This is a genomic window from Demequina capsici, assembly GCF_032102965.1.
Classification (GTDB): domain Bacteria; phylum Actinomycetota; class Actinomycetes; order Actinomycetales; family Demequinaceae; genus Demequina; species Demequina capsici.
The window spans coordinates 2,962,447-2,975,279 of sequence record NZ_CP134880.1 but is presented as its reverse complement, the minus strand read 5'-3'; the positions used below and the strand labels follow the sequence as shown (position 1 = coordinate 2,975,279).

Annotated in this window: 13 protein-coding genes and 1 pseudogene; 8 read left to right on the top strand and 6 right to left on the bottom strand. The window is 67.5% G+C overall.

Annotated features, from left to right (window positions below; translation table 11 throughout):
- Window positions 1-42: 42 nt before the first annotated feature.
- Window positions 43-1,458 (bottom strand): chromosomal replication initiator protein DnaA, encoded by a 1,416-nt coding sequence (gene dnaA / locus RN607_RS14115; RefSeq protein ID WP_376784195.1) that lies wholly within the window; start codon window positions 1,456-1,458, stop codon window positions 43-45.
- 238 nt (window positions 1,459-1,696) lie between these two features.
- On the opposite strand from dnaA, the gene rpmH reads away from it, so the two are divergent.
- From rpmH to RN607_RS14075, 8 genes are all read left to right on the top strand, one after another.
- Window positions 1,697-1,834 carry a 50S ribosomal protein L34 gene (rpmH, locus tag RN607_RS14110; protein ID WP_313498307.1) on the top strand — a complete coding sequence of 46 codons (138 nt, stop codon included), beginning with the start codon at window positions 1,697-1,699 and terminating at the stop codon, window positions 1,832-1,834.
- Window positions 1,835-1,885: 51 nt separating this feature from the next.
- Entirely contained in the window at window positions 1,886-2,179 is a 294-nt protein-coding gene (gene rnpA / locus RN607_RS14105) for a ribonuclease P protein component (RefSeq protein ID WP_313545444.1), read from the top strand.
- Window positions 2,176-2,514 (top strand): membrane protein insertion efficiency factor YidD, encoded by a 339-nt coding sequence (yidD, locus tag RN607_RS14100; RefSeq protein WP_313498305.1) that lies wholly within the window; start codon window positions 2,176-2,178, stop codon window positions 2,512-2,514. Before rnpA ends, yidD begins: the two co-directional genes overlap by 4 nt.
- Before the next feature lie 10 nt (window positions 2,515-2,524).
- On the top strand, window positions 2,525-3,484 hold the full coding sequence (gene yidC / locus RN607_RS14095) for a membrane protein insertase YidC (RefSeq protein WP_313498303.1): 960 nt from the start codon (window positions 2,525-2,527) through the stop codon (window positions 3,482-3,484).
- 50 nt (window positions 3,485-3,534) lie between these two features.
- Window positions 3,535-4,023 carry a Jag family protein gene (locus RN607_RS14090; RefSeq protein WP_313543281.1) on the top strand — a complete coding sequence of 163 codons (489 nt, stop codon included), beginning with the start codon at window positions 3,535-3,537 and terminating at the stop codon, window positions 4,021-4,023.
- A gap of 80 nt (window positions 4,024-4,103) precedes the next feature.
- Entirely contained in the window at window positions 4,104-4,787 is a 684-nt protein-coding gene (gene rsmG, locus RN607_RS14085) for a 16S rRNA (guanine(527)-N(7))-methyltransferase RsmG (protein WP_313543280.1), read from the top strand.
- A 482-nt stretch (window positions 4,788-5,269) separates the two neighbouring features.
- Window positions 5,270-6,373, top strand: coding sequence for a ParA family protein (locus tag RN607_RS14080; RefSeq protein ID WP_313543279.1), 1,104 nt, complete (start codon window positions 5,270-5,272; stop codon window positions 6,371-6,373).
- Entirely contained in the window at window positions 6,370-7,398 is a 1,029-nt protein-coding gene (locus RN607_RS14075; protein WP_313543278.1) for a ParB/RepB/Spo0J family partition protein, read from the top strand. The genes RN607_RS14080 and RN607_RS14075 overlap by 4 nt, the downstream gene beginning before the upstream one ends.
- 108 nt (window positions 7,399-7,506) lie before the next feature.
- On the opposite strand, the gene RN607_RS14070 is transcribed toward RN607_RS14075, so the two are convergent.
- The 5 genes and pseudogenes from RN607_RS14070 to RN607_RS14050 form a co-directional block, all read right to left on the bottom strand.
- A complete protein-coding gene (locus tag RN607_RS14070; protein ID WP_313498290.1) occupies window positions 7,507-8,448 on the bottom strand; it encodes a D-alanine--D-alanine ligase family protein in 942 nt (313 codons plus the stop codon).
- A 34-nt stretch (window positions 8,449-8,482) separates the two neighbouring features.
- Window positions 8,483-9,784 (bottom strand): aminotransferase-like domain-containing protein, encoded by a 1,302-nt coding sequence (locus RN607_RS14065; RefSeq protein ID WP_313543276.1) that lies wholly within the window; start codon window positions 9,782-9,784, stop codon window positions 8,483-8,485.
- A gap of 145 nt (window positions 9,785-9,929) precedes the next feature.
- Window positions 9,930-10,208 carry a thioredoxin gene (gene trxA / locus RN607_RS14060; protein ID WP_313501764.1) on the bottom strand — a complete coding sequence of 93 codons (279 nt, stop codon included), beginning with the start codon at window positions 10,206-10,208 and terminating at the stop codon, window positions 9,930-9,932.
- Window positions 10,209-10,283: 75 nt separating this feature from the next.
- Window positions 10,284-11,261: pseudogene (gene trxB / locus RN607_RS14055) on the bottom strand (thioredoxin-disulfide reductase); the annotation flags it as partial.
- Between the two features lie 158 nt (window positions 11,262-11,419).
- Complete coding sequence (locus tag RN607_RS14050) at window positions 11,420-12,829, bottom strand: protein kinase family protein (RefSeq protein ID WP_313543274.1); 1,410 nt, start codon at window positions 12,827-12,829, stop codon at window positions 11,420-11,422.
- Window positions 12,830-12,833: the final 4 nt, after the last annotated feature.

Here is a 12,833-nt window from a genome sequence, read left to right as displayed (position 1 = left end):
GGGAGGCCGACGGCCTCGGCGGGAGCGTCGTCAGGTGGCGCGTCAACCGCGCGACTGCTGCTTGACCCTCGCGTGGATCTCGTTGACCTGGTTGTACATCTGGCGACGCTGCGCGATCTGGTCCTCGACCTTCTTCACCGAGTACATGACGGTGGTGTGGTCCTTGCCTCCGAAGTGCTCGCCGATCTTCGGCAGCGACAGATCCGTCAGCTCCCGGCAGAGGTACATGGCGATCTGGCGGGCCGTCACGAAGACGCGGGACCGCGACGTTCCTGTCAGCTCGTCCATCGTGATGCCGAAGTAGTCGGCCGTCGTCCCGATGATCGACGAGGCTGTGATCTCGGAGTCGTTGTCGCTGATCAGGTCCTTCAGCACCACCTGCGCGAGCGACAGGTCGACGTTCTGCTTGTTCAGCGCGGCGAACGCGGTGACGCGGATCAGCGCGCCTTCGAGCTCGCGGATGTTGCTCGTGATGTTGGAGGCGATGTACTCGAGCACATCACCCGGCGCCGCCACGTCGTCGGCCTGGGCCTTCTTGCGAAGGATCGCGATGCGCGTCTCGAGGTCCGGCGGCTGCACGTCGGTCATGAGGCCCCACTCGAACCGGGTCCGCATGCGCTCCTCGATGCCGTCGAGGTGGCGAGGGCTGACGTCCGAGGTGATGACGACGTGCTTGCCGGCGTTGTGCAGCGCGTTGAACGTGTGGAAGAACTCCTCGAGCGTCTGCTCCTTGCCCTGCAGGAACTGGATGTCGTCGATCAGCAGCACATCCACCTCGCGGTACGTGCGCTTGAAGGTGAGCGAGCGATCGTCGCGGATCGAGTTGATGAAGTCGTTGGTGAACTCCTCGGAGTTCACGTACCTGACCCTGGTCTGCGGCTTGATCTGTCGTGTGTAATGACCGATCGCGTGGAGCAGGTGCGTCTTGCCGAGCCCGGAGCCTCCGTAGATGAACAGAGGGTTGTAGGTCTTGCCCGGCGACTCGGCCACCGCCAGCGCCGCAGCGTGCGCGAAGCGGTTCGAGGATCCGATGACGAACGTGTCGAACGTGTAGCGGGGATTGAGGTGCGGGTCGGGCACCGGCTCGACAGTCCGGGAGATCGGCGTCGGCGCGGTGGGAGCCTTGCGTGCGGCCGAGGCATCCGCGTCGTCGGCGGGCTCCGGCACGACGACCTCGGGCGGGACGACGGACGCGTCGACGGTCACGGCGATGCGTATGTCACGGCCGATCACCTGGGACAACGCCTCGGTCACTCCGCCTCGAAGCGTGGACTCGATGTAGTTCTTGGTGAAGTCCTCGGCGACTGCGAGGAAGACGTTGTCCTCGACGACCGCGAGGGGCTTCACGAGCCTGAGGAAGGACCTGTGCTGGGCGCTGACCCCGCCGTCCTGCACCAGGTGCTCGAGCGCTTGGCGCCAGACCTCGTCGATCCCGGGCGCGCTCGCCTGCTCGGTCACCTGATCCCCTACCGCTCGTCATCCACAGAGTTCTACACAGGCCGTTGAGACTACGTCATGGACTCGTTACTTGGGAAGCAGCGTGTCGCTCCCGGCCCCCCGCCCTGCGATGATGGACTCTATACGTTTCGGGTCGGTACCGCTCCGAGGGCGGTGGAATTTGACCGGTCACGCGCGAGCGCGTAACGTTGGTGCGCTGATGTGACCTCATCCCCCATGATCTTTTTGGAGCATTCCCGTGAGCAAGCGGACTTTCCAGCCGAACAACCGTAAGCGCGCCAAGACGCACGGCTTCCGCCTGCGTATGCGCACCCGTGCCGGGCGCGCGATCCTCGCGTCGCGTCGCCGCAAGGGCCGCGGCGCCCTGTCGGCCTAAGTGCTGAAGGCCGACTCCCGACTCAGGGCGGCCGCGGACTTCCGGTCCGCGATGCGCCGCGGGTCGAGGAGCGGTCGCAAGACCATGGTGGTCTATGTGGAGCGAACCGGCGATGCGTCCAGCATTGCCGGTTTCGCCGTTTCTAGAGCGGTTGGAGTCGCGGTGGTGCGCAACCGGGTGAAGAGACGACTCCGCGCGATCGCCGCCGAGCTTCTCCCCACGCTGCCGGCAGGAACGCATCTGGTGGTGCGCGCACTCCCCCCGGCCGCCGGCTCCTCGTACGAGACCCTGCGGCGCGATCTGCGGGACGCCGCATCGTCCGCGCTGCGGAAGGCCTCACTGTGACCGCCTCGGTGGTCAGGTCCGGGATCGTCGCAGCACCGCGGTTGCTGCTGATCGGGATCGTGCGCGCCTACCAGCTCACGGTCTCACCATGGATCGCTCCCCGCTGCAAGTACTACCCGTCGTGCTCGCACTATGGGCTCGAGGCATTGCGCCGTCATGGTGCGATCAAGGGCACCGCTCTCGCAGTCTGGCGCGTGCTTCGCTGCAATCCCTGGAGCAACGGGGGAGTGGACGACGTTCCGGAAGTGGGAATGCCGCTGTTCCGCAAGCACGAGTCCACCGCATGCACGCACGGCGAGCCTGTAACCTCTACGCCAGTCGACCGACACGAATAGGCATCTCTTCATGGACTTCCTCTCCACGATCCTCTACCCACTTGAGTGGCTCGTCGCCAACGTCATGGTGATCTGGCACCAGGGACTCTCGTTCCTGGGCATGAACCCTGACGCGGGCATCACGTGGGCGCTCGCCATCGTCGGTCTGGTGGTGACGATCCGCATCGCCCTGATCCCGCTGTTCGTGAAGCAGATCAAGGCGTCCAGGGCCATGCAGGTCATCGCTCCCGAGCTGCGCGCGGTCCAGGACAAGTACAAGGGCAAGAAGGACCAGGCATCTCGCGAGGCGATGAGCCGCGAGACGATGGAGCTCTACGCCAAGCACAAGACGAACCCGTTCTCGTCGTGCCTTCCCCTGCTGATCCAGACGCCGATCTTCTTCGCGCTCTTCCGTGTGCTCAACTACTGGCTCGAGGGCGACCGCGGCACGATCGGTCTGCTCTCTCAGGAGCTCATCGACTCCGCGCACAATGCGACGCTCTTCGGGGCCCAGCTCTCCGAGACGTTCCTCAGCACGGGCAGCAGCACGTCGGCCAAGATCCTCTCCGCGGTGCTCATCGTCGCCATGGTTGCGACGACGTTCCTCACGCAGCACCAGCTGACGCAGAAGAACATGCCGGCCTCTGCGCTCGAAGGCCCGATGGCTCAGCAGCAGAAGATCCTGATGTACATCCTTCCCTTCATCTTCGTGCTGTCCGGGCCCAACTTCCCCGTCGGCGTGCTCATCTACTGGACCACCACGAACCTGTGGACCATGGGGCAGCAGTTCTACGTGATCCGCAACAACCCGACGCCCGGTTCCGAGGCTGAACGTCGCCTGAAGGAGCGCCGCGCCGAGAAGGCCAAGCGCAAGGGCATCACCGCCGCCACGGTGGACGGCGAGGGTACCGACGTCACCGTCGTCGAGGACGAGTCGACCACGAGCGGCCAGCGCCAGCAGCCCAAGCGCAAGAACCGCAAGAAGCGCTAGCGACCACACGGCGGCCGCATCATGCGGCCTCACGAGAAACGGCAGGAAACATGACTGACGAGAAGGACACCGCTCGCCTCGAGTCCGAGGGCGACGCGGCGGCGGACTTCCTTGAGGAGCTGCTTGACATCCTTGACATGGATGGCGACATCGACATCTCGGTCGAGGCCGGCCGCGCCAAGGTCGCTGTGGTCGCCGACGGACCCAGCCAGGACCTGAAGCGTCTGGTCGGGCCGGACGGAGAGGTGCTCGACGCGCTTCAGGATCTGGCTCGCCTTGCCGTCCAGGCGGAGACCGGCGAGATCAGCCGCCTGATGCTCGACGTGGCCGACTTCCGCGCGGGACGCCGTGAGCGCCTCGCCGAGCAGGCGCGCGAAGCGGTGGCAAAGGTTCGCGAGACTGGCACCCGCCTCGCGATGCCGCCGATGAACGCCTTCGAGCGCAAGGTGGTGCACGATGTCGTCCTGGCCGCGGGCCTTGGCTCAGAGTCCGAGGGCGAGGACCCGAACCGCTACGTCGTGGTTCTTCCCGCCTCCTGACCGTACGCTGACCAGCGCGCCGCCTCGCCCATCACGGGTGTGGCGGCGCGCTACTGTTTCACGTGAAACAAGGGAGATCGATGACCGACAGCAGCCACGAGGAGAACGACGAGGCGATCCCGCGCACGCTCGAGAACGATCCGCTCGAGGGGTCGCTCGAGGTCGCAGAGTTCTTCGGCCCTACCTATGGTCGCGTTCGCGGCTTCGCGGAGCTCCTGGCCGACCAAGGAGTGCTTCGGGGCCTGATCGGTCCGCGCGAGCTTGAACGCATCTGGGAGCGCCACATCCTGAACTCGGCTGCGATCGCTCCGTTCCTCGGTGCGGGAACCCTTGTCGACGTGGGCTCCGGGGCGGGGCTGCCCGGCATGGTCATCGCCGCGATGGAGCCGGACCGTCGCGTGATCCTGGTGGAGCCGATGGAACGTCGTGTCCAGTGGCTGCTCGAGGCCTCGCGCAACGTGGGCATCGAGAACGTGATCGTGGTGAGAGGCAGGGCTGAGGAGGTCCGCGAGAGCGTTGAGGGGGACATCATCACGGCTCGTGCTGTCGCGAGCGTCGACAAGCTGATCAAGTGGTGCGCGCCGTTGCTTGCTCCCGAGGGGCACATGGTGCTCCTGAAGGGAAGGTCTGCCGCGGACGAGCTGGAGCGCGCGAAGTACGCGCTGCGGAAGCACCGTATGACGGGCGAGGTCCTTGAGGCGGGCACCCTTGAGGGGTTGGAGCCCACCCGCGTGGTGAGGCTCTCGCGGCAGGCGAAGCACTAGACGGAACGGTCGGGCGAATCTCCTGCGCGTCGATCCGTCGGGTCGGCTCGTTGCCAGCCTCCGATGTCCGACGGCACCTGGTCGCCTCGGGGTGGGACCAGGAGGGGCACGTGAGACACCGCTTCATTGCGTCGCTCGGCAAGGCGGAGGTCGCCGGAGCATTGCCACGGCGCACCCCAGGCGGGTGACGCGTCCACCCGGCCGATCAACCCGCGCGAGTTCTCCACACCGTCTGTCCACAGCCGATTCGTGCGTGAGAGGCGTTCTCCCCAGCCGGTTGTCCACAGATCTCTCCTGAACGTGCGGATGAAACCGCGGCTGCGCGCAGGTAGTCTGGCTGATCCGGGGGTTGCTTCGCTGAGTGTTTCACGTGAAACAGCCCGCAAGACCAAGCTCGCTTCGCGCGATCAACGGCGTCACCCACGCAAGCTTCAACGAGCAGTGGTGCGCCATCACGATGTAGGCAGAACCAAGGAGGACCCGTGACAGACGGTCGTGAGACATCCATGGCCGGCGGCTCCACGCTCGGAGCCGCCGACGCATGGCGAGGTGACGTCGCACGGCCGAGCCTGCCGCGACTCCCCGCACAGCGCGCTGCGGACCTCGACTTCGCGACGATGGCGGACCACGCACGGGAGGCGAGCGATGTTTCACGTGAAACGACGCCCGACGATTTCGCGCCAGGGGAGGACAGCCCGGTCGGCAAGGAGCTATGGGAGACCGAGCTGCTGCGTCGGGAGCTGGAGGATGCGGATTTCCCGCGACCCCCTCGCACCCGCATCATCACGGTCTCGAACCAGAAGGGCGGAGTCGGCAAGACCACGACGTCAGTCAACCTCGCCGCTGCTCTGGCGAGCCGTGGCGCGAACGTGCTGGTGATCGACGCTGATCCGCAAGGAAACGCGTCCACCGCCCTGGGAGTGGATCACAGGTCGGGCACCCCGTCGATCTACGAGGTGCTGCTCGAGGAGACTCCGCTGGCTCGTGTCGCGCAGCGCTGCCCGGACATCCCGACGCTGTGGTGCGTGCCCGCGACGATCGACCTCGCGGGCGCAGACATCGAGCTCGTGTCGATGGTCCGCCGAGAGTTCCGCCTTCACGACGCGCTCAAGGAGCTTCTCAGTGGGGCGGGGAAGCAGCTCGACTACGTGATCGTCGACTGCCCACCCAGCCTTGGCCTGCTCACGCTGAACGCGATGGTCGTCGCGACAGAGGTGCTGATCCCTATCCAGTGCGAGTACTACGCACTCGAGGGTCTGACCCAGCTCATCAAGACGGTCGAGATGGTGAAGAAGCACCTCAACCCGTCGATCCATGTGTCCACCATCGTGCTGACCATGTTCGACGCACGGACCAATCTGGCTCGCGAGGTCGCCTCCGAGGTGCGAGGGCACTTCCCGAAGGAGACCTTGGAGCAGACCGTGCCACGTTCGGTGCGTGTGTCCGAGGCTCCGAGCTTCGGACAGACCGTGATGACGTACGACCCGACCTCGTCGGGAGCGGTGGCCTACCTGGCCATCGCGCGTGAGATCGCCGCCCGCGGGGCGGTAGGCGCGGCTTCTGCCGAGACCGGAGGACAGCAGTGAGCAAGCCCAAGCGGGGTCTGGGTCGAGGCCTCGGAGCGCTCATCCCGACCGAGGAGTCCTCCACGCCGCAAGGGGAACGCCCCTCGGACGTCTTCTTCGCCGGTACCGGCACCATCCCTCAGGTCACGACGGCGCAGACACGAGGAGCTTCGGCTTCCGACGATGACGAGGGTCTCGTTCCGGTACCGGGAGCACGTTTCGCTCACATCGACCCGCACTCGGTGGTTCCCAATCCGCGACAGCCGCGCGCAGTCTTCGACGAGGACGCGATGGCCGAGCTGGTCGCGTCCGTGAAGCAGATCGGCGTGCTGCAGCCGATCGTCGTGCGTCCCAACCCTGTGGGTGACGGCTACGAGCTCATCATGGGCGAGCGGCGGCTCAGGGCGTCGAAGGAGGCAGGCCTCGAGGCCGTGCCGGCGATCGTGCGGTCCACGGATGACGTGGACATGTTGCGTGACGCGCTGGTCGAGAACCTTCATCGCAGCCAGCTCAACCCGCTCGAGGAGGCTGCCGCATACCAGCAGCTCCTCGACGACTTCGGGATCACGCACGAGCAGCTCGCCTCGCGCATCAGCCGATCCCGTCCCCAGATCTCGAACACCCTGCGTCTGCTCAGGCTTCCCCCGCTCGTGCAGAGGCGCGTGGCTGCCGGCGTGCTGAGCGCTGGACATGCGCGTGCGCTGCTTGGTCTCCCCGACCCGGCCGCGATGGAGCACCTCGCTCAGAGGATCGTCGCCGAAGGTCTGTCGGTGCGCGCGACGGAGGAGGCCGTCACTCTGGGCGTGGAGGTTCCGACGCCCGCGCGGCAGGGCGCGGTGAGGGCCGGTGGGCGTACGGAGGCGCTCGACAGCCTCGCATCGAGGCTTGGGGACAGGTTCGACACCAGGGTCAAGGTTCAGCTCGGGCGTTCTCGCGGCAAGGTGACGATCGACTTCGCGACGGTCGACGATCTCAACCGCATCATCTCGATCCTCGCTCCCGACGACCCGGGGATCCTGGGCAGCGCACCGTCCACAGAGGGCTGACGCTGGCGCGTCGTCACCCGTCCGCGCTGTCCCGCACGTGGCGATGCCACCGAAGGACGAGGCACACTGGCGCCGGGGTCGCGGCCGCAGCACCGGCCGCCCGTGAGCTCAGGCGCCGCGCGCAGCAGCCGAGGCGACGATCGCGTAGTACAGCTCGCGCAGCGGCATGCCCGCGGCAGCGATCGACTGCGGCATGAGCGAGGTCTCGGTCATGCCAGGAGTGATGTTGATGTCGAGCACCTGAGCCTCACCCTCCTTGTCCAGGATGATGTCCACGCGGGAGAGGTCTCGCAGGTCCATGGTGCGGTGCACGCGCAGCGCGGTCTCCGCGACCACCTCGGCCTGCTCCTCGGTGAGGCGCGCCGGAGCGAAGTACTCGATGCGACCAGGGTTGTACCGGGCGTCGTAGTCGTAGGTGCCCTGCTCTGCGCACACCTCCACCCCGGGAAGCGCGCGGGCCTCCGCACCGCTGCCGATCACGCTCATCGCGACCTCGGTGCCCTCCACGAACTTCTCGATGAGAGCCATGTCGCCGTAGGCGAAGCAGTGGACCATGGCGCGCGCAAGATCGTCCCGGGTGCGCACGATCGAGAGTCCGAGCGCCGAGCCGCCACGCACCGGCTTCACTACGAGCGGGAGGCCCAGGCGCTCGGCGATCGAGTCGAGCATCTGCTCGGCTCCCACCTCGCGGAACAGCGACTGCGGCATGGTGATCGCGGCGGGCGTCTTGATGCCGTTGCGTGCGAGCACGGCCTTGGCCACCGACTTGTTCCACGCCACGCGGGCGGCCTGCGAGGTGGTTCCGACGTAGGGCACCTCGAGCACCTCGAGGAGTGCCTGCAACGAACCGTCCTCGCCGGAGGCGCCGTGCAGCAGCGGCCAGACGACGTCGACGGACCCCGTGGTGAGCGCGGGGATGAGGTCGTGGTCGACGTCGTGCATCGAGACCTCCACGCCCGCGTCGCGGAGCTCCTCCATGACGCGCCGACCGGAACGGATGGAGACGTCACGCTCGTGGCTGAGACCGCCGGCCAGGATCATTGCGTGCATGAGGTAGGTCCTCTCTCGTGAGCCTTGCCGTGGCTCAGTTCAGGTCGGGGGCCGGGAAGTCGACGGTGTCGGTTCCTCCCGTGCCGGAGGTGCCGAAGATGCGTACGGTCTCGAGCTCGGCGTCCACCACGGTGGCGAGGCGCCTCACGCCCTCACGGATGCGATCCGGCGTCGGATAGCAGAAGGACAGCCGCATGTGGTCGGTGCCGGACCCGTCGATGTAGAACGCGGATCCAGCCACGTAGGCGACGCGTGCGGTGATGGCTCGCGGAAGCATCGACTTGGCGTCCAGGCCCTCGGGGAGCTTGACCCACACGTAGAAGCCACCGTCGGGGACATTCCACGTCGCCTCCGGGATGTGCTCCTGCAGCGCAGAGATCGTCGCATCCCTGCGCTCCCGGTACTGCTCGCGGAAGCTCTTGATCTGTCCCTGCCAGTCGTGATGGTCCAGGTAGCTGCGGATCGCGAGCTGGCTCGCATTCGACGGAGAGAGGATGGCCGCCTCCGAGGCGAGCACGAGCTTCTCACGCACGGCGTGAGGCGCGACCGCCCACCCGACACGGAACCCCGGAGCGAACGTCTTGGAGAAAGATCCCAGGTAGATGACCCCTTCGTCGTCCATCGACCGAAGCGCAGGCATCGGCTCCCGATCGAATCCGAGAAGGCCGTAGGGGTTGTCCTCCAGCACCAGGACGCCGTGTCGCCTGCAGATCTCGAGCACCTGCGGGCGGCGTTCGAGCGACAGGGTCACGCCGGCGGGGTTGTGGAAGTTGGGCACGGTGTACAGGAACTTCACGCGCCGCCCCTCGCCCTTCAGGCGGGTGAGCGTGGCGTCGAGCTCACTGGGGATGAGTCCGTCGGCGTCCATGGGAGCGTGGACTACCGTGGCCTCCCTGGCGCGGAACACACCGAGAGCGCCGACGTAGGACGGCGCCTCCGCGACGATCACGTCGCCGGGGTCGATGAAGATGTTGGTGACCAGGTCGAGGGCCTGCTGCGAGCCGGTGGTGACCACCACATCGTCCGGGTGCGCGGAGATCCCTTCGAGCGCCATCACGTCGAGGATCCGCTCCCGCAGGCCCTCGTCGCCCTGGCCGGAGCCGTACTGCAACGCGACCTCGCCCTGCTCGACGACCAGGCGCTTCATCATCTCGCCGATCTCCTCCAGGGGGAGGCCGCCGATGTATGGCATGCCGCCCGCGAGCGAGACCACCTCGGGTCGGCTGGCGACCGCGAAGAGCGCTCGGATCTCGGACGCGCGCATCTCATGCGCGCGTGCGGCGTACGACCCGTACCAGGGGTCGAGACGAGTGCCACCGTTGTCCGAGATGCTCATGCGCGCCAGTCTCGCATGACGTGCCGGTCAGGACCGAATGGACACCGCCTGCGCGCGCGGGAGGGCTCCAATCACGGTGCCACGACGCGCAGGAGCCCGGCCACCGTGTGCGGTGACCGGGCTCCCGGAGACGGGAAGCAGGTCGTCAGGCTGACGCGGTGGCCGCGTCGAGCACCTCGTCGAACAGCGAGACGAGCGACGGCTTCGGCTTCGCGCCGACGACAGACTTCACGGCCTGCCCACCGGAGAAGAACATCATCGTGGGGATCGACGTGATGCCGTACGCCGCCGCCAGCGAGCCGTTCGCGTCGGTGTCCACCTTCACGACCTTGACCCGGCCGGCGTACTCCTCCGCGAGCTCGTCGAGGATGGGGGCCACTGCACGGCAGGGCCCGCACCAGGCGGCCCAGAAGTCGACGACCACAGGGATCGGGGACTCGAGCACCTCGGTTTGGAACGAGTCGACGGTCGCGGGCACCGGAGCGTTGTGCACGGGCACCTCGGGCGCCGTGTCCGCCGTCACATCGACGGTGGGGCCCGCCTGGTCGCCGTGCGCATCCAGCCAGTGCTGTGCGTCGAGCGCCGCAGCGCAGCCGGAGCCCGCGGCGGTGATCGCCTGGCGATACCTGTTGTCCACCAGATCGCCACAGGCGAAGACACCGTCGACGTTGGTGGCCGTCGTACGGCCCTCTACCAGGACGTATCCTGCCTCGTCAGTGTCGACGACGCCCTTGACCAGCTCGGAACGCGGCACGTGCCCGATCGCCACGAAGATGCCGGTCGCGTCGAGAGTCGACTCGACCCCGGTCTTGACGTTCTGGATTCGGACGCCGGAGACCTTTGCATCGCCGTCGAGACCCACCACCTGCGAGTCCCAGACGAACTCGATCTTCGGGTCCGCCTTGGCCCGGTCGGCCATGATCTTCGAGGCGCGCAGCTCGTCGCGACGGTGCACCAGGTACACCTTGCGTGCGAAGCGGGTGAGGAAGGTCGCCTCCTCGACGGCGGAGTCGCCGCCACCGACCACCACGACGTCCTGGTCGCGGAAGAAGAAGCCGTCGCAGGTGGCGCACCAGGACACGCCCTTGCCCGACAGGCGCTTCTCGTCGTCGAGTCCGAGCTCGCGGTAGGCGGAACCGGTGGCGAGGATGATCGCCTTCGCCTCGTACGTCTTGCCCATGCCGCTGGTGACGGTCTTGACCGAGCCTTCCAGGCTCATCTCGGTGACGTCGTCGAACAGGACCTCGGCACCGAAGCGCTCCGCCTGTGCCTGAAGGGTCTCCATCAGCTCCGGACCCTGCACGCCCTCGACGAAGCCGGGGAAGTTCTCCACCTCGGTGGTGTTCATCAGCGCGCCGCCGGCGGTGATGGAACCGGCCACGACCAGCGGCTGGAAGCCGGCGCGTGCGGCATAGATGGCGGCCGTGTAGCCGGCGGGGCCTGAGCCCACGATGATCAGATTGCGGATGTCGCTCATGAGGATCCTCGGAGTTCTGGGGAGGGACGTCTTCCGGGTGTCACAACGAATGCTAGTCGCCGTATCTTCCGTGCGGACCACGGCTCGACCCCGTGGTCGCCAGGGACGGGAGCCGAGGAGGCGCGGCGTGCCGGAGGGCCCGGCATCGTCCGGACCCGTCAACCGTTCGAAGCGGATGCCGACGCGGACGTGCCGTACGTGTAGGCCGGGTAGGTGTTCGACGGAAGGTTGTGCTGGTCCTGCTGGACGTTCAGGGGAGCCTTCAGCAGGGACACCGACGTGACGACGGCGACGATCAGCAGCAGGACCCCGATGATCAGCAGGAGCGCCCGCGTGGGGATGGGACCGGGCTGGGAGGCCTTGACGCGCGCCTGCTCCAGCAGGCGTGTCACGCGCTCCGAGTCGGGCCATCTGCGGTGGAGGCGCTCGAGCAGCGCCTCCCAGACGGACGGTGCGGGAAGCGCGTTCTGCTCCTCCACGATCTCGTCGTACGCCTCGAGATCGTCGAACATGCCTCGTTCGACGATCGGGACGCCCTGTGAGTCGACCTGGACGACGTCAGCGGCCGGTTCCGACGCGGTTGCGGGCGGCTCCTCCGGCGGAACGGCCGCCTCGAGGGCGTCCAGATGGTCCTTCGCGACATCCGGGGCGAGGTCTGGAGCGCTGAGCGCCAGCGCATCGGCGATCGCTGCCGTGTGCGCCGCCTTCTCCAGCGTGCTCACGTCGACAAGCTCCGACGGCGCCTTGCCCAGGGTGGCGAGCGCTTCGGCCTCCGCGACCTCAGGCCTTACCGGCAGCCCCTTCACGGCGCCTGAGAAGCCCCGCAGCGCCCCGTGGTCCGGCGGGAAGGCGTCGACGACCTCAGCCAGCGTGGAGGGTCCCGCGCCATCCAGCACGCCGAGGAACACCTCAAGCGCACGATCGTCGAGCCCCTCGGGTGTCGCAGGGCGGTCGGCGCCGGAACCGCCGCGCCAGCCGGAGAGCGCGAGCACGTAGAGGCGTGCGAGCGCGTCCGCATCGGCGGCCTCGGTGCGCGGCGCGCCCTCGCCGGCCTGATGGAGCAGCTCGTTGTCGATCCCGAGCCCGGACAGGATGGGAACGCCGCTGTCCGCCACGACCACCGCGCTGTCCCTGATCGACCCGTGGTGGATGCCCCGCGTGGACAAGGGCTCGAGAGCGCGCGCGAGCGAGCCGACGATGGCTGCCGCGAGTCGCGGCGGCAGGGTGTGGCGCGCCAGGACCTGTGCGAGCGCGACGCCGCGAGGCCGATCGACCACGACATAGGCCGCTGATGCCCCCTCGACATCGTCATGGCCGCTGGCGACGACCCGCACCAGTCGCGGGTCCCGCACGGACGTGACGCGCGCGACCGACGCGAGCACCGCGTTGGGATCGTCGCAGGTCAGCGTGAACACGGTCGCGTCCTTGCGGAGCCGGGAGTCCTTGGACTGCCACCGTCGCGCACCGGGGACGTCGAACGCCTCCTCGGACACGAGCGTGAAGCGGCGTGCCAGCGTCACACCGGACTGCACGTCATGACCCCCAAGAGTGAACTTCTGTCGAGGCACGGAG

Coding starts and splice junctions, on each gene's coding strand:
- RN607_RS14070 (WP_313498290.1), bottom strand. CDS start 8,448: ATGCACGCAATGATCCTGGCCGGCGGTCTCAGCCACGAGCGTGACGTC.
- rsmG (WP_313543280.1), top strand. CDS start 4,104: ATGACCGACAGCAGCCACGAGGAGAACGACGAGGCGATCCCGCGCACG.
- RN607_RS14065 (WP_313543276.1), bottom strand. CDS start 9,784: ATGAGCATCTCGGACAACGGTGGCACTCGTCTCGACCCCTGGTACGGG.
- yidC (WP_313498303.1), top strand. CDS start 2,525: ATGGACTTCCTCTCCACGATCCTCTACCCACTTGAGTGGCTCGTCGCC.
- rnpA (WP_313545444.1), top strand. CDS start 1,886: ATGCGCCGCGGGTCGAGGAGCGGTCGCAAGACCATGGTGGTCTATGTG.
- RN607_RS14090 (WP_313543281.1), top strand. CDS start 3,535: ATGACTGACGAGAAGGACACCGCTCGCCTCGAGTCCGAGGGCGACGCG.